20 protein-coding genes and 1 other RNA gene are annotated in these 19,941 nt (G+C 38.4%); 11 read left to right on the forward strand and 10 right to left on the reverse strand.

Annotation, left to right across the window (positions count from 1 at the left end):
- Nucleotides 1–2,904: a glycoside hydrolase family 3 N-terminal domain-containing protein gene (locus tag HUJ22_RS02150; RefSeq protein ID WP_290873069.1), complete on the reverse strand. Its 2,904-nt coding sequence runs from the start codon at nucleotides 2,902–2,904 to the stop codon at nucleotides 1–3.
- 229 nt (nucleotides 2,905–3,133) lie between these two features.
- Between HUJ22_RS02150 and dnaG the strand changes: the two genes are divergently transcribed.
- Entirely contained in the window at nucleotides 3,134–5,134 is a 2,001-nt protein-coding gene (gene dnaG, locus HUJ22_RS02155) for a DNA primase (protein WP_290873072.1), read from the forward strand.
- 187 nt (nucleotides 5,135–5,321) lie between these two features.
- Here dnaG and HUJ22_RS02160 read toward each other — a convergent pair whose 3' ends face one another.
- Genes HUJ22_RS02160 through HUJ22_RS02175 form a run of 4 tightly spaced genes read right to left on the reverse strand, consistent with a single transcriptional unit; the run spans nucleotide 5,322 to nucleotide 10,117 of the window.
- Nucleotides 5,322–5,990: a DUF4159 domain-containing protein gene (locus tag HUJ22_RS02160; RefSeq protein ID WP_290873075.1), complete on the reverse strand. Its 669-nt coding sequence runs from the start codon at nucleotides 5,988–5,990 to the stop codon at nucleotides 5,322–5,324.
- A gap of 1 nt (nucleotide 5,991) precedes the next feature.
- Nucleotides 5,992–6,897 carry a DUF4249 family protein gene (locus HUJ22_RS02165; RefSeq protein WP_290873078.1) on the reverse strand — a complete coding sequence of 302 codons (906 nt, stop codon included), beginning with the start codon at nucleotides 6,895–6,897 and terminating at the stop codon, nucleotides 5,992–5,994.
- A 3-nt stretch (nucleotides 6,898–6,900) separates the two neighbouring features.
- The gene (locus tag HUJ22_RS02170) at nucleotides 6,901–9,171 is read right to left on the reverse strand and encodes a TonB-dependent receptor (RefSeq protein WP_290873081.1); all 2,271 of its coding nucleotides are present in this window, start codon (nucleotides 9,169–9,171) and stop codon (nucleotides 6,901–6,903) included.
- 58 nt (nucleotides 9,172–9,229) lie between these two features.
- On the reverse strand, nucleotides 9,230–10,117 hold the full coding sequence (locus HUJ22_RS02175) for a DUF72 domain-containing protein (RefSeq protein WP_290873084.1): 888 nt from the start codon (nucleotides 10,115–10,117) through the stop codon (nucleotides 9,230–9,232).
- A gap of 149 nt (nucleotides 10,118–10,266) precedes the next feature.
- Between HUJ22_RS02175 and ssrA the strand changes: the two genes are divergently transcribed.
- Nucleotides 10,267–10,634: a transfer-messenger RNA gene (gene ssrA, locus HUJ22_RS02180) on the forward strand.
- A gap of 170 nt (nucleotides 10,635–10,804) precedes the next feature.
- On the forward strand, nucleotides 10,805–11,992 hold the full coding sequence (locus HUJ22_RS02185) for a site-specific integrase (protein WP_290873089.1): 1,188 nt from the start codon (nucleotides 10,805–10,807) through the stop codon (nucleotides 11,990–11,992).
- Between the two features lie 114 nt (nucleotides 11,993–12,106).
- Here the strand turns inward: HUJ22_RS02185 and HUJ22_RS02190 are convergent, their stop codons facing one another.
- Both HUJ22_RS02190 and HUJ22_RS02195 read right to left on the reverse strand, forming a co-directional pair.
- Complete coding sequence (locus HUJ22_RS02190) at nucleotides 12,107–12,619, reverse strand: hypothetical protein (RefSeq protein ID WP_290873092.1); 513 nt, start codon at nucleotides 12,617–12,619, stop codon at nucleotides 12,107–12,109.
- On the reverse strand, nucleotides 12,606–12,878 hold the full coding sequence (locus tag HUJ22_RS02195; protein WP_290873095.1) for a helix-turn-helix domain-containing protein: 273 nt from the start codon (nucleotides 12,876–12,878) through the stop codon (nucleotides 12,606–12,608). Before HUJ22_RS02195 ends, HUJ22_RS02190 begins: the two co-directional genes overlap by 14 nt.
- 473 nt (nucleotides 12,879–13,351) lie before the next feature.
- Between HUJ22_RS02195 and HUJ22_RS02200 the strand changes: the two genes are divergently transcribed.
- The 6 genes from HUJ22_RS02200 to HUJ22_RS02225 all read left to right on the forward strand — a co-directional run bounded on the left by HUJ22_RS02200 (nucleotide 13,352) and on the right by HUJ22_RS02225 (nucleotide 16,997).
- Nucleotides 13,352–13,699 carry a hypothetical protein gene (locus HUJ22_RS02200; RefSeq protein WP_290873098.1) on the forward strand — a complete coding sequence of 116 codons (348 nt, stop codon included), beginning with the start codon at nucleotides 13,352–13,354 and terminating at the stop codon, nucleotides 13,697–13,699.
- Nucleotides 13,700–13,783: 84 nt separating this feature from the next.
- On the forward strand, nucleotides 13,784–14,761 hold the full coding sequence (locus tag HUJ22_RS02205; protein WP_290873101.1) for a DUF3871 family protein: 978 nt from the start codon (nucleotides 13,784–13,786) through the stop codon (nucleotides 14,759–14,761).
- Nucleotides 14,762–14,909: 148 nt separating this feature from the next.
- The gene (locus tag HUJ22_RS02210; protein ID WP_290873104.1) at nucleotides 14,910–15,152 is read left to right on the forward strand and encodes a hypothetical protein; all 243 of its coding nucleotides are present in this window, start codon (nucleotides 14,910–14,912) and stop codon (nucleotides 15,150–15,152) included.
- Between the two features lie 2 nt (nucleotides 15,153–15,154).
- Entirely contained in the window at nucleotides 15,155–15,625 is a 471-nt protein-coding gene (locus HUJ22_RS02215; RefSeq protein ID WP_290873107.1) for a RadC family protein, read from the forward strand.
- A gap of 106 nt (nucleotides 15,626–15,731) precedes the next feature.
- Nucleotides 15,732–16,268, forward strand: a complete 537-nt coding sequence (locus tag HUJ22_RS02220; RefSeq protein WP_290873110.1) for a siphovirus Gp157 family protein — start codon at nucleotides 15,732–15,734, stop codon at nucleotides 16,266–16,268.
- A 15-nt stretch (nucleotides 16,269–16,283) separates the two neighbouring features.
- On the forward strand, nucleotides 16,284–16,997 hold the full coding sequence (locus HUJ22_RS02225) for an ATP-binding protein (protein WP_290873112.1): 714 nt from the start codon (nucleotides 16,284–16,286) through the stop codon (nucleotides 16,995–16,997).
- Nucleotides 16,998–17,062: 65 nt separating this feature from the next.
- Here the strand turns inward: HUJ22_RS02225 and HUJ22_RS02230 are convergent, their stop codons facing one another.
- Nucleotides 17,063–18,058: a hypothetical protein gene (locus tag HUJ22_RS02230; RefSeq protein WP_290873114.1), complete on the reverse strand. Its 996-nt coding sequence runs from the start codon at nucleotides 18,056–18,058 to the stop codon at nucleotides 17,063–17,065.
- Nucleotides 18,059–18,317: 259 nt separating this feature from the next.
- Nucleotides 18,318–18,563: a helix-turn-helix transcriptional regulator gene (locus tag HUJ22_RS02235; protein WP_290873116.1), complete on the reverse strand. Its 246-nt coding sequence runs from the start codon at nucleotides 18,561–18,563 to the stop codon at nucleotides 18,318–18,320.
- 112 nt (nucleotides 18,564–18,675) lie between these two features.
- Between HUJ22_RS02235 and HUJ22_RS02240 the strand changes: the two genes are divergently transcribed.
- Entirely contained in the window at nucleotides 18,676–18,939 is a 264-nt protein-coding gene (locus HUJ22_RS02240) for a hypothetical protein (protein WP_290873118.1), read from the forward strand.
- Nucleotides 18,940–18,957: 18 nt separating this feature from the next.
- Nucleotides 18,958–19,371, forward strand: coding sequence for a hypothetical protein (locus HUJ22_RS02245; protein ID WP_290873120.1), 414 nt, complete (start codon nucleotides 18,958–18,960; stop codon nucleotides 19,369–19,371).
- A gap of 19 nt (nucleotides 19,372–19,390) precedes the next feature.
- On the opposite strand, the gene HUJ22_RS02250 is transcribed toward HUJ22_RS02245, so the two are convergent.
- A complete protein-coding gene (locus HUJ22_RS02250) occupies nucleotides 19,391–19,906 on the reverse strand; it encodes a hypothetical protein (protein ID WP_290873122.1) in 516 nt (171 codons plus the stop codon).
- Nucleotides 19,907–19,941 lie beyond the last annotated feature (35 nt).

Here is a 19,941-nt window from a genome sequence, read left to right on the forward strand (position 1 = left end):
TCAATTCATTATCGCTTTGTATGCGGCATCTGCAACTTTGGCTCTGATTTGGCTAATTCTTTTCCCATACGACCGGTGAGGGAAAGTTCGGTTGGTTAGCAAAATGACAGCCATATTTTTTTCACGGTCAATCCACAAACTGGTACCGGTAAACCCAAGATGGCCAAAGGTGTCATCACCGGCAAGGCTTCCGGCTGTAGAAAACCCATCTTCACTTTTGCGGTCAAAGCCCAATCCGCGCCCACTGTGCTTTGATTGCTCGGTAGTGAATTTTCTGATAATCTCGGGTGAGAGGTATTGTCTGCCGGAATAAGTTCCATCATTAAGCAACATGGTACTGAATTTAGCCATATCAATACTGGATGAGAATAAGCCGGCATGTCCTGCAACTCCGTCCATAAAATAAGCCCTTTCATCATGAACCCTGGCCTTGACCAGCCCTCGTCCGAACACCGTGTCAATTTCAGTAGGAGCAATTCTATTTACAAGCCATCGGCTTTTAGTGGCGGGATTAAAAAAGGTACTGTACATATTCATAGGAAAGAAAAGCTCACTTCTTGAATATAGATCCAGGGATTTACCTGAAACTTCATGGATGATTTCCCCCAGAAGAATCATACCTAAGTCGCTGTACACATATTTACTTCCCGGTTCATATGTAAGCGGTTCATTTTTAATTGCATGAATAATTTCCTTGCGGGTTTTGATTGAATCCACATATACTCGGAATGGGGGGAGTCCCGATTGGTGCAATAAAATATCACGGACAGTAATTTTTCTCTTTTTTCCGGTATCAAATTCCTTAAAGAATTTTGAAATCCGGTCATCAAGACTCAGTTTTCCTTCATCAATTAATTTCATTGTTGATGCTGTTGTAGCCATGACTTTTGTGATGGAGGCAAGATCATAAACATCAGTATTTTTAACGGCTTCGGTTTTGGTATAATCCTGGTATCCATATCCCTGATTGTAAGCCAGCACTCCATCTTTGACAATTCCGACTACCGCTCCGGGAAATACAGAATCACGAATAGCTTCATTTATTATATCATCAATTTCAAAAAGTTTATTGTGGTCTAATCCTACCTCCTCAGGATTGCCGAAACGTAAGGTTGTATGATCCATATGAATACCTGAACCAAGTTCATATAGGCCCGGTATTTCAATAGGTAAATTTGAAGTTACTTTGGAAGCTCCAAATAAGGCCGGAACTACTCCATTTACTTGTTGTCGGGAATTATACCAGCCCAAGACATGGGCATCGGCTTCTTTCAAATCCGACAGTACATATGGATTCCCAAAAGAAACCAAAAGGGAAGGTTTCTTCATCTTCAATACACGCCGCAAAAAAGACAGTTGGTCGGAGGAGAGGTGAATAGACTGCCCGAACCTCAGGTAGATAAAAGAACTGATAAGGACCAAATCAACTTCTTTAGCTTTTCTAAGCATTTCACGTTTGTCTTCCTCACTGGTACGTTTGTCGTAAATGTATGAAGAGACATTGGGGTGGTAGTCTCTGAGTTGACGAACAAATGAATTTCCTGTATCTCCTGATCGGTCATCAGCCACAGAAATCACCATTATCCTGGGATATTCAGAAGGAAGTAATGGAAGAATGCTATCCTTATTCTTAAGAATGGTAACCGACTCCCGGGCAATGCGGTCAGATTCGGCACGGTGAAAAGCCGTGTTAATTTTGGTGTCCAACGATTCGATGTCCACTTGGTTATTACGATCAAAAAGTCCATACTGCTGTTTCCAGAGCATTAATTTTGTAAATGACTTATTGATTCTTTCTTCGGTGATTTCTCCTGATTCAACGGCCTTTTCAACTTCATTAATGGCCGTATAAACGTCAGGACTGATAAGCATAATATCGGCACCTGCATTTAATGCGCGAACCACTGCTCTCCCCGGTGAGTATTGCGAGGTGATTCCACTCATTTCAAGCCCATCAGTTACTACCATACCGTTAAAATTCAGAGAATCGGTGAGTAGGTCAGTAAGAACAATCGGGTCGAGTGTAGCCGGAAGGAACTCATTTATATTAAGTTTTGGGAAAGCGATATGGGCACTCATTATACTTGAAATGCCCCCATTTATGACAGCCCGGAATGGGATAAGTTCGAGGGAGTCGAGACGATTGTAGTTGTAATTTACCACGGGTAAATCACTGTGTGAATCAACATCAGTATCCCCATGACCGGGAAAATGTTTGGCGGTGGCTATCATGCCTTCACTTTGTACGCCCTGCATGAACGCTGTTCCAAACTCAGCAACCATTTCAGGATCGCCGGAAAAGGAACGAACATTAATTACAGGATTATCCGGGTTGTTGTTCACGTCCAAAACTGGGGCATAAATCTGGTGAACTCCAAGAGCTTTTGCTTCAATGGCAGTGATTTTGCCCATCATAAAAGCATTTCGCTTATCTCCGGTAGCAGCTACTCCCATGGCAGGTGTAAACCGGGTGGTTCCGGAAACACGCATGGCAGCTCCAAATTCCATATCCTGCGAAATCCATAAAGGAAATTTCGACATTCGCTGCAATTTATTGGTCATCACCGCCTGGCCGTATATATCCCCACGCATAAAAATGATACCGCCAATATTATGTTTTCGCACCAGCTCTTGTAATTGCTTGAAACTACGGGAGTCTCTGTTTGTGAATTCACCTTCGGCGGGTACAAAAAACAATTGCCCGATTTTTTCTTTTAATGAAGTATTCACCACCAAAGAATCGAGATATTCTTCTGATACTTTATCGAGCTTTATATCAGAAAAATTTTTGTTTACACGTTGTCCGAATAGAAACTCGGAAATGCTTTGGGCCTGAATTGGAGTGATACCCAGTATCAAAACTCCAACAATAAATAAGGAAGCTGCTCTAATAATGCCTTTCATAAAATGATAACTGTAATGATATAATTTTTGTAACCATGTAAATGTACGTGTTACTAACAGTCTACGCCAATGATTTATTTTAGCCTTGAGTACATTACTTTAAATTAACCTATTGTAAAAAAGACCGTAAAAATAAGTTCTGAATACTATATAACTCACATCTCGGAAATAATCTCAATGAATTCATAATTTCACTTTATTTCCAGTCAGTAAATGCTCATTATTAGCTATGATAAGTGACGAAAAAAAGGAAGAAGTACGCGCCGCTGCAGATATTGTGGAAGTAGTATCGGACTATGTAAAACTGAAGCGTTCGGGCAGCGGGTTTGTAGGGCTGTGTCCTTATCATGATGAGAAAACTCCTTCTTTCAATGTTACCCCCAGGTTGGAAATTTTTAAATGCTTTGGGTGCGGTGAATCAGGAGATGTTTTTAAATTTGTAATGGATCAGGAAGGAGTTGGGTTTACCGAAGCCATTCGGCAACTTGCTGACCGCTATGGTGTATTTATCCCAGAAGAAGATAATGATGAACCCAGTGAAACCACACAACTAAGGGAAGGCATTCTGCATGCGCTGAAGTTTGCAGGTGTTTTTTATTATCGAAATTTGATTGAAAATCCGGAAGCGGAAACAGCCGTTAAATACCTGGAAGACAGGGGATATAATCGTGCTGTGTATAAAAAATATGGGCTTGGTTATGCGCCCTCCGGCGGTGAAGAACTGTGGAAAGCGGCTAAAAATGCCGGGATCGATGAACAGTATTTGGTTGAAGCCGACCTTATCAAACCCAGTAACCGGGGAAGCGGTTATTATGACACTTTCAGGGGGCGGCTGATGTTCCCTATTTTTAATCCCACGGGTAAAGTAATTGCTTTTGCGGGAAGGGTCTTGGGAAATGAAAAAACAGCGAAATACATCAACTCCTCCCAAACCAAGGTTTATAATAAAAGTGAGGTGGTTTATGGAGTGAATTTTGCCAAAAATGAAATCCGGAAGCATAAGGAAGTTATTTTGGTTGAAGGCTATACGGATGTTATTACACTGATGGAGCACGGGATTAGAAATGTGGTAGCCAGCAGCGGAACGTCACTTACTCCTGGGCAGATGAAAATTTTACATCGGTATGGTGAGCGTATTTTAATGATTTATGATTCGGATAGTGCCGGCCAAACAGCCATGAAGCGCGGAATCAATATTGCATTGGCGGAAGGTATGGAAGTTGAGTTGCTGGAGCTGCCGGAAGGTCAGGATCCGGATTCATTTGTGAAGCAGTTTGGAAAGGAATCATTTGAGGACTTGAAAAAAGAAGAAGCCGGTGATTTTGTTGATTTCTTGCTTCTGAAAGCCGGTGAAGAGGGACGCCTGGATAAACCCACTGAAAAGCCTAAAGTAATTACCGAGATTTTGGAGTCTATAGCCAATATTAAAGACTCTATACAGCGTCAGGTGTATGTTCAGTACCTGCATCAAAAAATGCAAAAGTTCCAGAAAGTAAAAGAGAGTGATTTGTACGAGCAGCTGGAGCGCGTAATGAATGACAAACGCTGGGAAGAAAAGCGTTCAGAAAGAAGAGAAGAGGCTCGGCAGCGGGTTCAGGAAAATAAGGATGACGCTTCATCTGGAGAAGAACAACCACCCCATCCCGGACAAAGAACTTCGGCGGTTGCATCCCGAAAAAAACCGCATTTTGAAAAAGAGCTGATTCGTCTGATGATTTCCTATGGAAGGAATATGGTAGAATATGTTTGCTCTTTTACCAACGCCAAGCTTTTTGAAGATGATGAACTTCGGGTGTTTTATGAGGATATAATTGACCGTTATAAAAAGGAAAAAGATTTTTCGATAAATACGTATACTGGCGAAGATGACCCTTTCCCAAGGTTGGTAGGGGACGTGCTGTTAGAACAGCACACGGCAAGTGACCGCCATGAAGAAAAAGTGGGATTAAAATATGAGAAGGATAAAAATCCTTATAAAACCGCAAAGAGCTCTATTCGGGCTGCTCAAATCAATTTTTATAAACGTAAACTGAATGAACTGGCTGATCTTATCGGATCCGCAAAAGCAGATGAACGTCTTGAATTAATGGAACGCCAAAAAGATGTGAAATCCAAACTCACCCGGAGGGAAACATCTGACCCTGATGATTTATACCCCGATCCGGAAAAGGGACTGAGTAACGAAGTCAATGAGAAAGTTTTTCAGTACAAAATGAAGAATGAGAAGTGATAAAGTGAAAGTTGAGAGTTGATGGATGCATGTCTAATATTGTAAGCCAAATTTAATAACTGTGGCAGGTCAGGATTGGGGGTTATACCCAATCTCTATCACTTTATCAACTCTCAACTTTCATCCCTCAATCTCACAATTTCCCCGAAAATATATATGGCACAATGATTTTCATAGTGATGCAAGGTTAATTACGGGTGAGGGCATATACTAAAACATTGAGGCCCATTTGCAGAGCTTTTTGGCGTAAGGATTCCGGCGTGTTATGAACTTCGGCATCTGTCCATCCATCGCCGAGATTTGATTCATAGCTGTAAAAAACAACCAGCCGGCCTTCATGAAAAATCCCAAAACCCTGCGGTGGTTTATTATCGTGCTCGTGAATTTTTGGGAGACCGCTTCCAAATTCAAACACTTGATCATAGATAGGGTGATTAAAAGGGATTTCAACAAATTCCTCGTTTGGGAAGACTTGCTTTATGACCGGACGGATGTATTTATCCAAGCCGTAGTCATCATCAATATAGAGGAATCCTCCATTCTCAAGATATTCCCGCAGATTGTTTGCCTCAGCTGAATTCAGCGTAATATTCCCGTGACCGGTGAGAAATATAAATGGGTATGAGTGCAGCTCAGCACTGCCCAAAGATACATCCTTATATGATTCAGAGATAGGAATAGGTACGTTAGCTTTAGCAAAGAGAATTAAGTTTTGTAAAGCAGAGGGATCATTATACCAATCGCCGCCCCCGCGGTATTTGGCGCGTGCAATTTCAAATTCCCCCGATGCCTGTGCAGATACCGGATCGGAAAAAACTAAAGTCACCAATAAAATAAGTGTAATTCGGGATATCATATCAAAAAAGGGCTCGCTTTACGTAAGTTTGAACGGTATCAGAAGCTACGGAACCGAACACCCCGATACCACCTCTGACATGAGTTATAATATTTTGCATTTCTCCCGGTGAAAGCGTGGATCCTCCCAATTGAACTTCCTGAGAACGAATAAAGTCATAAATATTGTCATCCATAGTATTTGCCACTATTAAATTATCCTGATAGAAGGCGATACCAATCCATGGAAATTTAATAGTAAAAGAACCATCAGGGTTTACATCGAAATTACCTTGGTTAATAATTCCAGAACTGTTATTAGCGAAATTAAGCAGGCTTTCTTCGGTTTGGTCTCCATCTTTATATAATTCTGAATAAAGGGGTGTCAGTAACCGTTCATCCGGGTTCAGGCTCAGAGCATTAAATACGAATATGTTTTGACGGCCGGGATATGAGCTTTCGCTTAAGGTAATTTCAAGTTGTTCTGAAGACTGATAAACCACAGTATCCTGAACTCCGGATAGTATTTGGAAGGTATCCGGGACCACAGTATGTGCAGTAATTATATCCGGTAATTCCGGAAAGGTAATTTCAATTTTATAAGTTCTGGCCGGGAGTACTTCGTGGATGACTTGTGGAAAATAAAGACCGGGAAATTCGTTGGCGTAATTAAAAGTTTCAGCGACGTTGCTTTCAGGGCCTGCTTCCAGTAATTGAATTTCGACGTTAGCATCGTTGATGGCTAACTCTTCAAAATCATACAATTCAGTTGCCTCAGAGGTTGTGGATAATCGAACTTTGGGGAGTTCACGATTAGCCACTAAATAAGATTCCACTACATAAAATTCTTCATATTCATCCTGAGGATAAGTTTCACAGGAAGTTATAAAAGCAGCAGTCAGGATCAGTATTACAAATAATTTATTCATTGCTCAAAAATTAACGGTGTAAGAAATTGAAGGCAATATGGGTAAAAGAGCTACTTCGTTAATATCTACCGGGTTCTCATTGAAGTCATAGTTATAGAACCAGATATTACGCCGCGAATATACATTAATCAGTTGCAGTTGAAGTTCAGAATCTCCAAAGTTGAAGAAGCGTCCGGTCCTTGAAAAAGAAAGGTCCATTCGGTGGTAGTTGGGCAGGCGGGATGCGTTCACTTTACCAACAGTAAATGCGTTGCGATTGTCGTTAGTCCACGGCAGGTCGAACTGAACGTATCGCCCCAATACCTCTGTGTAAGACTGGCCGGTGGCAAAATTAAAAGAACCGGTCACTTTCCATTTATCACTCAGCTGATAATTTCCAACTAAATTAACATCGTGCCGCCGATCATATTTTGGAGGATAGAAACGAGCAGTTTGATCTCCCTGTGTTATCTCTGTATTGAATCCCGGGAATCTTCGCCAGGTATAACCAAGGGTATAGCCGAGGAAGCCTGTAAATTTTCCGGCTCTTTTTTCAAAAAATATCTCTATTCCGTAAGCATATCCTTCACCTATGCGAAATACATCTTCATAGAGCAGACCTGCAACATCAGGAAGGAAGGGGTCCAGCTCAAACAAATCATGCATACTTCGATAGTAGAGTTCAACGTCAAGTCCATAATTGTTAAAGGGGATGGTTTTGGCTCCCACAACAAATTGATCTCCGTAAGCCGGTGACACTCCTTTTGCGGATGTCAGCCAAACATCAAAGCCTGAAAAAGCTTCATTCGAAATAAGGGTAAGAAACTGATTGTATCTGCCATAGGCTGCCTGAAGGCGGATTTTTTCTGATGGCCTGTACTCCATAGAAAATCTTGGTTCCACCCGGACATAATCGCCGGCGGAAAAGTAATTAAGCCGAACACCCGGGGTAAAAATCCATTGATCGGAAGGGCGCCATTCGTCTTGCACATAAAAGGAGGAGTATTGGTTTTGAATACGATTGTTAAAAGTATTCTCATTATCGAATGAATCCTGAAGCTTAAAGGTAAAAACCCCTGCCCAAATCCCTGTTTTAATTTGATGATTATTTCCGGGCAAATATTCCAAATCTGACTTAAAGGAAAAGTCATAAATGTTATTCTCGCGGGTAAAAGGCGTACCGGCAATTTCAAATTTAGGCAGGTTAAAATACCGGGAACCGGTCAAAACAAAATTGGAAAACAGTTTTTCCGAAAAAATATGAGTCCAGTTTCCGCTCAGGGTCTGGTTACCATAGTCAAGGTTAAATTCGGCATCATCTCCGAAGGGAAAAGTAACCCTGTCTTTACCGGCATAGAAAGCGAGTGAAAATTTATCTTTGTCTGAAGCATCAAGGTTTATTTTTCCATTAAAGTCATAGAAGTAAAATTTACTTGGGATGTTGTCTATGGTTTGTCTCAGCCCTGCCAAAAGGGGTTCCAATGTGGAACGCCGTGCTGCAAACATCCAGGAGCCCTTGCTGTAAGGCCCTTCAATTGAAGCTCGTGATGCTAAAAGTCCCACTGTTGCCGAGCCTGAGGTTTTGTTTCTGTTTCCATCTTTATTGTAAATGGTCAGAACCGAACCAAGCCTTCCTCCGTATTGAGCAGGATATCCGCCTTTATAAAGTCTGACATCCTTAATGGCATCGGGATTAAAAGTAGAGAAGAATCCAAAAAAGTGGCTGGGATTATACACGGTAGTTCGATCAAGTAAAATCAAGGTTTGATCCGGACTTCCGCCCCGAATATACAAGCCGCTTGAAAAGTCGGAAGCCGCTTTTACCCCGGGCAATAACTGTATGGAGCGGAAGACATCGGCTTCAAATACAGAGGGTAATTCTTTGATAAGCTCAGTTTTTACCTGGGCAGTTCCGATATTCCTCTGCTCTTCTTGTTCGGCCCGTGATCGGACTTCAATTTCTTCAAGCTCAATACTTTCGGGAATTAATTCTACGTCAAGGCGTAAATTTTGTCCGGGTTTCAGGGTGATTTCTTTTTGGTAAGGCCGGTATCCAACATAGCTGCAGAAAACTATATAGGAGCCGGGTTCAAGATTTGGGATAGAATAGTAGCCCAGCGTATTTGAAGCCATTCCTTTATTAATTTCACGGAATCCAATATTGGCACTGATGAGGGTTTCCCCGGTTTCGGAGTCAGTAATGTATCCACTAATAGAGGCTTTTTCCTGGGCTAAAGAAGAGGAAGATATAATTAAAAATATGAAGAAAAGTAACAGTGTCTGAATACGATGCATGAAGAATGAACAGTTCCAATTTAATTATAAAATTTCAAACGAATTACTGACGATAAAGTTAGAGTCCTAAATCCCCTTGCCCATCTTCACCCGGTATATTAAGATTGGTTCCCAATTCTTTGTTAATTTTTTTGATGAAATGTGCCGACAGTAACGGAGATTCTTTCTCGATATTCTGATGAACGAAGAAATATAGTTTTTCCATTCCCTGCTCTTTCCAGTACTTTAATCGCTCAACCCAATCATCTAGTCGTGTATAGTCACTTTCGTGATTGGCTCCAACATAGCGAATAAAAGCAACCGGTGAGGTGAGGCGCATATGCAGTAGATCACGCCGTCCGGCTGTATCGGTTATAACATTAGCCACCCCATATTCTTCAAAAAGTTGATACACTTGGTTGGCTACTGCAGCATTATTAAACCAATCGGTGTGCCGTAATTCTACGGCTAACGGTATATCATCAGGCCAAATTTCAACCAATCGTTGAACCCGGTCAAAATCCTTTGGTTTGAAATCATCACGCAGCTGAAGGAAAATCATTTCAAGCTGATCCCCAAACCCACGCATTCCATGAAGATATTCTTCAAGCGGTGCTTCAATTGCCTTCAGTCTTTTGAAATGTGAAATGCTGTTTACCACCTTTGGGAAAAATTTAAAATCATCCGGTGTTTTCTCTGCCCATGTTTCTGCCTGCTCCGGACCATACATTCTGTAATGGGTGGCATTCAGCTCAATAGAGTTAAATTGCCGGGAATAGTATTCCAGTTCATCTTTAGTTCCCCGCGGATAAAAACCTTTTAAATCTTTTTTATTCCACTTGGCACAGCCTACGTAAGCATCAAAGCTATTACTGCCTCTTTTATTTAATATTTTTAAAGTGTCGGGATGGTCTTCCGGGAGGGTGAAGTCGATTTCTGAGGGATTATCTACGCTGCCGAATTTCATTTTTGAAATGTTGAATTTTGAATGTTAAATGCTAAATGTACGTGTCTATAACATAACATTTAGCATTTAACATTTATAATTATCTAGTTAGTTGGATTACAATAAAGAGCTAAAAATTTCGTATATTTAAGGCAGTTCATTGACGTATTGGGGGTGTTCTGGATTCGACGGGTTGAGTAGCGCCGTAAGTTGCATGTCGAGATTGTCCAATGATTCTCGTAATAACAATCATTATGGAACAAAAGTAATTGACAATAATTACTCATACCGCCTAGCAGCATAAACTGCTAAGCCGATCCCTTGGTTAAGTGCCTATCATTGCCAAGCCGATCGTCATACAAGATAGGATAGCGCAGTGGTGCTTTCTGTCGCCATTGCGTAAAACTAAAACAGAATAGTTTGAAGTCGCTTAGTTACTGGGCTCGGCTTCAGGCGAATTTTTAATCAGTGACTAAACATGTAGATGCTTGCAGGTTTACCTTCTCGGACCGGGGTTCGACTCCCCGCACCTCCACTAATATTAGTACATAATTCTTTAAATCCCTTCATATCGTTGATGTGAAGGGATTTTTTGTTTTTAGTACTTTGTATTTCACCTATTCTCTTCATGATTCTGGTTACCATATAGGTTACCAAATCAAATTCTCATTTTTGGTATCAAACATTAACAAAAAACAAGTAAAAACAATGTTTAATACCAATAAATACTTCTATATCAGAAATGATAAAGTTGACCAAAAAGGACTAGCTCCAATCTATCTTCGACTCACAAATAACTCAGGAAAAGTAGAAATATACACCAAGCAGAAGGTTAAACCCGAGAAATGGGATACTGATAAACAAAGATGTACAGGAAGGGAATACAAAGCTATTAACTTCAAATTAGACCAAATACAATCCAAAGTAGCCGATATAGAGTCAAAATTTCTTTTATCAGAAGAAGAACCGACTTTAAGTGAAATAAAAAAGATCCTCACAGGAAAAAGAGAAAAACGATATATCCTTGATTACTGGGATAAATACTTAGATCGTGTTGAATCCCTAATAGGACGAGATTACAGTGAATCCACCTATAAAAAGTACAGGACTACAAAATATCATTTTCGTGATTTTCTAACTGAAAAGGTAAGGGAAGAAGATATCTTATTTACCAAAATAGATAGCTCTATGGTTCGTGATTTTATGGATTATCTTAAGATCGATAAAGATCTGAATCATAACACGACAATTAAGTACATGAAAAACTTTAAGGTGGTAGTGGATGAAGCTCGTAAAAGAAAATGGCTTAATGAAGATCCATTCTTAAATATTGAAATGAAATATCAAGACATAGATCGACAGTACTTAACTTCGGAAGAGCTTAAAAGCTTAGAAGAAAAAGAGTTTGATATTGAGCGACTAGAAAGAATCAAAGATTTCTTCCTCTTTAGCTGCTACACAGGTCTCGCATACTCCGATATTTCAGCCCTAACACCTGCAAATATAAAAAACAGGGAAGACGTTCTTTTAATAGAGACAAGGCGGCAGAAGACTGATATAAGATCAATTATACCATTAAATAAGAGGGCAGTGGAACTTCTGGATAAGTACGGATTCCAACATAAAGATGACAGTGAACAAATATTCCCTGTTCCAAGTAATCAAAATTACAATGCTTATTTGAAGGAGGTAGCGGATCTTTGTGGCATCAAAAAGGAGTTGTGTACACATGATGCCCGAAGGACATTTGCCACTACAGTTGCAATGGATAAAGGAGTTTCATTGGAAGGAGTAAGCCTTATGTTAGGGCATAGCTCAATTGATTCTACAAAGATCTATGCTAAGGTAACCGATGAAAAAGTGATAGCTGAAATGAAAAAAGCTGGGAATATTTAAAAAAATTAGGGAGTAAAATTAAGGCTGGTTGATATCACCCAAGTAAAATAGTTTAAAACCCTTTTACTATTTCTCTTAGTTGTATTCAACCAGCCTTTTTACTGAAATGTATATTTAACGGTTATAAATATATGGAAATTGGGAATCCTCTAAATTTTCAACCTTATTCTTATAGTGTTCGAAAAGTTCCACGAAATCATTTTTATATGCTTCATTTATAAATTTATTATCAAATTGATTGAAATGATATATTTCTTCTATGTTATTGATGATGCAATCAAAGTTGACTGAATATCTATTTTTAAAATTATTCTTTTTATTGCCAGGTTTAATATTGATAAATCCAGCATTTTCTAATTCTCTTCTATATTTACGGTATGCATGATCACTTAATCTAAGATTCTCTAAAAACCGTTCTTTTTGGTAATAAAAAACCTTACCGTATATCATTGATAGCACAATAAACAGCTCAAAAAGTGCGATCTTTTCTATTTTCCAGTCACTCTGGTATAAGTCTAATCTGTATGTATTTAATGCTAACGGAGTTCTTGTATTAATGTCATGATAAACTCCATCGGAGTCTTTTTTTAGTATATTCGTTTCCTCTTCTTTTCTATAATGTATCATTTTTCAATACCTCATAAAGTTCATTGCGGTTATATCTCTTGCTTCCATCTAATTCATATTGTTTTATTATTCCTTTACTTATCAAATTGTAAAGTTTGGTTTCTTTTATTCTGAGATACTCCATTGCTTCTTTTGATGTAAACCATTCCTGGTTGTTTGCATGGAGTTCTTTGAAGCTCTTCAACTCATTAAATAATCTTCGTTCAAAAGCCTCAAAATCATTAGTTGTGCATATGTTTGTTAAAATTACATCTGCCATTATTTTAATATTAAAAATTAAGAGAGCGGCTCCTTAGGTCTTTGCGGTAGCTTCATCGTTAATCTCTGTATGGCATAACCATCTTATTTGGCTACAGTAGGTGGGATATATGCAGCGCTTATTCTATAGTGTAACCACCATGGGACTTCTGTTAATATTGGCTGATATGCCTTACCAATAATACGTTAAATACACCCTTCGTGGGTTTTACTGGCTTAGAAAAGTTTATATAAATACCAGTATTTTCTATTGAAAATTATTCTATAGAAACAAATATAGAGCAGATTGTATGTGAGCGCAAGAAAAAAATCGAATTATTTTAAGCCCCTTTTATTCTGATAACAAACAACATCCCCCCGCCTAGAATTTTAATTCTCTGTGAATGCGCAGACCACCTATCTCAAACACCCCCACAAAGTCTTGGGGGTATAACTATCCCCGTCACTTAAACTTTAATTAAATATCAAATAATCATGGTTAAAATCAAAAGTTATGTCAACAGAAAAAATTCAGAAGGGGAATCTTTCAATGCATTAGTGCTGGAAGGTGATCTTGAAACAGTAACCAGTGAAACTGGCAATGTATATTTCACAGCCCGCACAACAACAGTACCAAGTAATTTTGATGCTGAAAAGTGTGAATCACTAATTGGAAGAGAACTTCCAGGAAAAATTGTTCGCATTCCATGTGAACCCTATGATTATACCATTCCTGAGAGTGGAGAAGTGGTCATTTTAAGTCATACCTATGAGTATGATCCAAGCTCAACAGAAACTATGGAGGAAGCTGTCTTCACCAGAGATGAGGAATTAGTGGCTTAACTACACTCCAACATCAACATTCACACAAGGCAGGTAGTCGAAAGACTGCTTGCCTTTTATTATTTCAACCCAAATTTATTTGTTATGAATAATGAACTGATTATTACTGAGAATGAGGCCCATACTGAACATGATAACTCTTCACCCTTTATAGAAGCTAACACTGAAAAACTGGAATTGGAAACTATCCAACGTGAACACATTATACCCGTTTTTATTAAGGACAATGAGCCTGTTATTTCGACTCCTGAGTTTATAGATATAGCAGTTGGAGTTACTCATCATGTCTTTAGTGGTGAGCATGTTATAGAGCCAAATATCAGGGTTTCACACCCAATAAAAGGACGTATACCAGAGGCAAAGCACAAATCTGCGAGTGAACTTTTAGACCATGAGCGCACTATTTATTATGAGCGCACGGCTTTTGTGATCCAGATTCCTTCTATTTCTAAAACCGTTAATGGAAATACTCTGGCCTTAACAGTAGGAGGGATTAAAGCATATAATCTTGACAACCTCAACCGAAGTAAGGGGGCACCTGAACACTTTAAAATATTTGTGGGCTTTCTTAATAAAGTCTGTACCAACCTTTGTGTGTGGAATGAAGGTTTTTGTAAAACCGTAAAAGTTTCTACTCCACGACAGCTTGAAGTAGCCATTTTTGAAATGGTGACTGAATTCTGTGATTCAGGATATTTTGAAAAGTTTGGTTTTTGGGATCAGTTGGGAGAATTGGAGCTTGGAGAGCAACAGTTTGCCAATCTGATAGGCAGAGCTAAAATGTATCAGCAACTTCCAAAGGCAGCAAGAGATAAGCTGCCTGACTTTTTGCTCAATGATTCCCAAATCTCATCTATCACTAAGGAGTATTACAGTAATCCTAATTTTGGAAATCCCAGAGGTGGGAGTATCTCCCTTTGGAATCTGTATAACCTCTTCACGGAATCCAATAAATCATCCTATATCGATACTTTTTTGGATAGGGGACTCAATGCCCATCAATTTATGAGTCAGCTAACCAGTGCCCTGGTAGAGGAAAAGGAGTTTTGGTTCCTTAACTGAAATTCTTGTCAACTTTTGAGTGTGAGCGGGTGCCCTTATGCCCCTAAATCCAAGGTATTTTCCCACTCATGCTTTTCCATTCATTTACTATATAACAGTAACCAACGAAGGCAGGTGAGAAATCATCTGTCTTTTTCATTCAACAAATATGTATGAACCAATTTACTACACAGCAACGAGCCTGTTGATCTTTAATAAGCAGAGGGTGCTCAAAAGAATAAAATGCCCTTTCAGGGTAATTCCTGTTAAAGATGAAGGTGGTATCAGCCAAAGTGATATATACTTTGTTAACCGCGTATATCCTTCTGAAGAACACCGACTGATCTATGAAATTGAAGGAAAAAAATACCCATATAACACTTTTAAAATTGTCTTACAGGAGGATAAATAACAATGAATAAACTTAAAAATATCACACTTTCTGATTCAGTGCCTTATTGCAGTATCAGCTACTCAAAAGACCCCGTGATTGAAAATATGCCAACAATTAGTAGCTCTGAAGAAGCATACGAATTCCTTATGGGAGTTTGGGATCATGGGAGCATAAGCTATAAAGAAGAGTTTGCCGTGGTATTACTCGACAATGCAAAAAAGGTATTAGGTTGGGCAAAGATTTCCAGTGGAGGCGCTACAGCAACCATTGTAGACCCTGCTATGGTTTATCAGGTTGCTCTTTTAAGTCATGCCCATTCAATTTTATTAGCTCACAATCATCCTTCAGGAATACTCAGAGCTTCTACGGCAGATATTCATCTTACTAAGCGACTCAAGAAAGCTGGAAGACTACTTGGTATTCAAGTTGTAGATCATCTGATTATCAGTACCTCTGGCTACACTTCTTTTATGGACAAAGGGTTGCTCTAACCCTTTTCCTTTTAAAAGAACGAGACTTTATAGGTTTATCATAACCGCCTCCCCAAACCTGTACAGAAAAATTTTACACATTTATCACCAAAAACATGAGATAACTATGTCCAATTCACACATAAAAACACCAACAAAAACAAAAGAATCTCTATTTCAGATTGGAGAGCACTTTTACGCCCTTGAATCTCTGCTTATAGAGAATGAAGGAGAGATTGACGATACCATAGACCAGTGGCTTGAAGAGTACATCGCTAAAGAATCTGATAAGATTGACGCCTACTGCTACCTGATTCAAAAATTTCAGGAGATAGCAGAAGAGGCTAAACGATTAGCCGAAAGATCTTCTATCTACAACAAAAAAACCAAGAGTATGAAGGACAGGCTTAAACATTACCTGGAACGTAGAGGAAGGGATAAAGTGGAAACCAATAAGTTCACTATTACCGTATGTCAGAATGGAGGAAAACAACCCATCAAAGTTTTTGATGAAGTTAATCCAGAAAAGTTGCCAGATCAGTTTGTAAGAGTTTATCGGGAGCCAGATCTCGATGGAATTAGGACTGCTCTTTTAAATGATGATGAAGATGCACTAAAAATTGCAACACTACTGCCAAGAGGCACTCACTTAAGAATTAAATAAAAACGGAGAATAATTATGTTTAACAAAGCAACGAGAAAAGGAAAATTTATAAAACTAGCTATCACTGGCCCAGCAGGATCAGGGAAAACTTATTCAGCTTTACGGCTGGCAAAAGGGATATCAGAGAATGGCAAAATAGCCCTCATTGACACTGAAAATGAAAGTGCATCCTTGTATGCAACAGATTTTGATTTTGATGTGGTCAATGTGGAAGCACCTTACGAAATCAATAAGCTGGTTCAGCCTGTTAAAACAGCTCTGGAACAGAAGTATGATACGTTAGTTATTGATTCTGCGACTCACTTCTGGAATGGTATTCTGGAATATAAAACTAAACTAGACAAGAGGGGAGGGAACAGCTTTGCTAATTGGTCTGATGCCAATGTGCATTATGATTTATTTTTAAGAGCAATCCTGTTTTCTAAGATTCATGTGATTGTATGCATGAGAAGTAAAATGGAATATGTGCTTCAGGAAAATGAGAAAGGGAAGGCCGTACCTCAAAAAATTGGCATGGCTCCGATTATGAGGGATGGGGTAGAGTATGAATTTACTACTGTCTTTGACTTGGACATGAATCATCAGGCAATGGCAAGTAAAGATCGTACTAATATCTTTGGGGATTCAATATTTCAGGTTACTGAAGAGACAGGTGAATTATTCAGCCACTGGCTTAATGAAAATCAACAAACTCAGAGATTAGAAGAAGAAATACTCAATCTGGAATAAATAATAAATTGGATCAGAAGAGCTAATGGTTCTTTTGATCCATTCATTACTCGTTGCCAAACTGCTTACTCTTTCTTATTGAATAGAGCAATCTTATAACCTAGCCCAAAACCAAGCCAATCATTTTGATGAAAATTCCATTTTGTTGCTGCTGTCCCAATTCCAAAATCCCAACCATAGAATACTCCTAAATTAAAGTCGCTTATATGAAATAATAGTCCTACTCCGAGATTAAATATAGGTACTGAAGTTTTAGTTAGGACTGGATTGTTGGATAAATAAGTTGAGCTTGAGTCGATTTCCTGAGCGCTAAAACCGAGGACGGCTCCATATGAAAGGTTTAAATTTCTGTTTTTCATACCCTCATACATATCATACCTGTAATTGACTCGACTTAACCTTCTGCCTACGAATGTACTAATATTAATGTCTGTATTAAATTCTGCTGGTACCTTTACATTATTTTCTTCAAACCCAAAGTGCATTTTAAAGGGAAGGGTAATAGCGCCAATTTCCCAATTATGCCCCCAGAATGAAACTGCTTGTCTGTTTTTTAGCGTTATGAAATACTTTTTATTTGGGAGAAATTTGAAATCAGCTTCATTAGGAGCATCGAAATCATAATAAGTTGAATCATTATGTTCGGCCAGCCAAAAATTAATATACAGAGTATCATTAGAGGCATATAAATTAGCAGCATATCTACCTGAGGAGATGCTGGCTCGTTCTGAATAAGTTTCACTTATTGATTTTATAATAACGTCGTTCTGAGAAAATATTGAATCAGATTTTACGGTATATGTTTTTCCATTAATAGTCTTTTCTACAGTAGTGATCAATTGATCCCCTTTATTTATGTCTAAAACCACCTTCTTTGATCTGGTTTTTAATTCCATAATATCTAAAGAGTCCAGCTTTGAGTATTGTGCGATTTTTTTCTGTGATGAATCTTTTATATGGACAACATTAATCATAACTCGTTCTTTAAATTTTGTTTGTCCAGTCGCAAATTCTGAGAAAAGAAATAAAATTAAGCCCGTGAATAAAACGTGTTTAAGCATAATAACCCCGATTTTTGTACCATTAATTTTTTACTATGAGTAGGAGGGATGAATAGCAGTTTTGTTACAAAAAAGAGTGAAATCATTCAGAGACTTTATTGTTGAATCGCTACATTTTTGAAAAATGACCGAAGAAACGGGGGAGTTATTTCAGCAATAGTTGAATGATAGCTTAGTAAGTCTGCAAATGGGGCTTGAATTCTTACATTTAATAACAAGCATGAAAAGCATTAAAGTGGATTGTGAATAAGTCTTTCACCTAATCTTCGTTTGTAAGATTTGATTCCACTTTCTTTACAAACTGGTGGAGTTTCAAATCCAGAGCTTTTGAAATGATATAAACTGTACGAAATGTAGGCTGCTTTATCCCGCGTTCAATTTCTGAGATATACACGGCACTGGTATCACATCTTTCTGCTAATTCTTCCTGAGTTAAGCCCTTATTATTTCTAAGGACTTTTACAGTATTACCAAGTGCGATATTTAATCCGTCTGCTTTTTTCACTTGTAAAGCTTAAAGCAGATAGATAGATTAGTCCATAAACTATAGCATTAGTTAAGAATATACTTTAGATCCGATTTCAAGTATAACTGAAGGATTTAACGGGGGATTTATTTTGAGTAACGAAGCCAATAAAACATTTTTGAGAAAACTGACAGAGGCTAAATTAAGAGAAGCTGCTAAATCATCTTTAGATCGGAATAAAGATATGGATGACTTTTTTCTAGGGCATGTATTGCTTGAACAAATTGCCAACCGTTCTAAAAATTATCGCCAAAGTTTAATTGATGGTAAAAATAAACTTGGGCTAAGTGAGGATGAAATTAACCAAATTGTCGATGATGCTACTGAGGCAATCATCGCTGAATTTATAAGTTAATAGAACAGGTATTCAAATATGGGATGGCTACTATTTTTTGCTGTTGGTGTGATCATAATACTTATCAGGTATCAGCTTCGGGATAATGAAATTCAAAAGGATACTCCAGATCTGATGCGGGGACATCATAGCAAAAACGAAATGATGGAGGATTTGAGTAATCAAATTGTGGAAGTAGTTTTGGAAAAAATTAAGGGTTTGATTGATATGCCCGAATTTAAATACCAAGATGAGTGGAGTGAGCATCATTGGTATAAAATAAATCAATACATCAAATTTGGATTACAGGTAAATAAGGAAGGAATGTACATGGATAGAGAAGCCCATGGATTGAATGATGAGGAAATTGAAATTGTGGTTAATAATGCGAGATCAGAATTGAGTACACTAATCAAAAGAGCAAAGTTTTTAGGAGAACTGGACCTGGATTAAATAGCCGATGTTTGCTTGTTTAAGCTATAAAACTAATATCTTCATCATCAAATTTGTCGCTTACGAAGATTGAGACTGTGTGAACCTGATTTTCGATACTATGGTGCACTTCTTTGACTTCAAAATATCCGAAGCTGTATTCTCCTTTAATAAATTGTACTCTAAACTTATCACCTACTGTGGGTATATGCTCTAAGTGATCTAAACCAATTTGCCAATTCTCGTTATCTAACGTCTCTACGTTTACGAAATATTCTGTCTTCTTTATTGGGTACGTGTGAGCCTGAAATATAGAGTGTTTGAAGTCATGGTATAGCTCACGGAGTAATTCCATCAATTTTGTTCTTGTAAGGTCTAGCTGTGCTAACAAATCTTTCTGTTTTGGCATAGAGTTATACTCATCCTCTTTGTACTCAGAAAATACCTCCAGTATCATCTGATACTTCGGGTCATCTCCGAAATAATGCAACAACGTTTTTAGCTCAGAACTTAAAACAAGAAATAGATCTCTGTATCTTAGATTTGTTTCTGACATAGTAGATTGTGTTTTTAAGAATTATCTCGTTCTAT

Origin of the sequence: Gracilimonas sp., assembly GCF_014762685.1 — a bacterium.
GTDB lineage: Bacteria > Bacteroidota > Rhodothermia > Balneolales > Balneolaceae > Gracilimonas.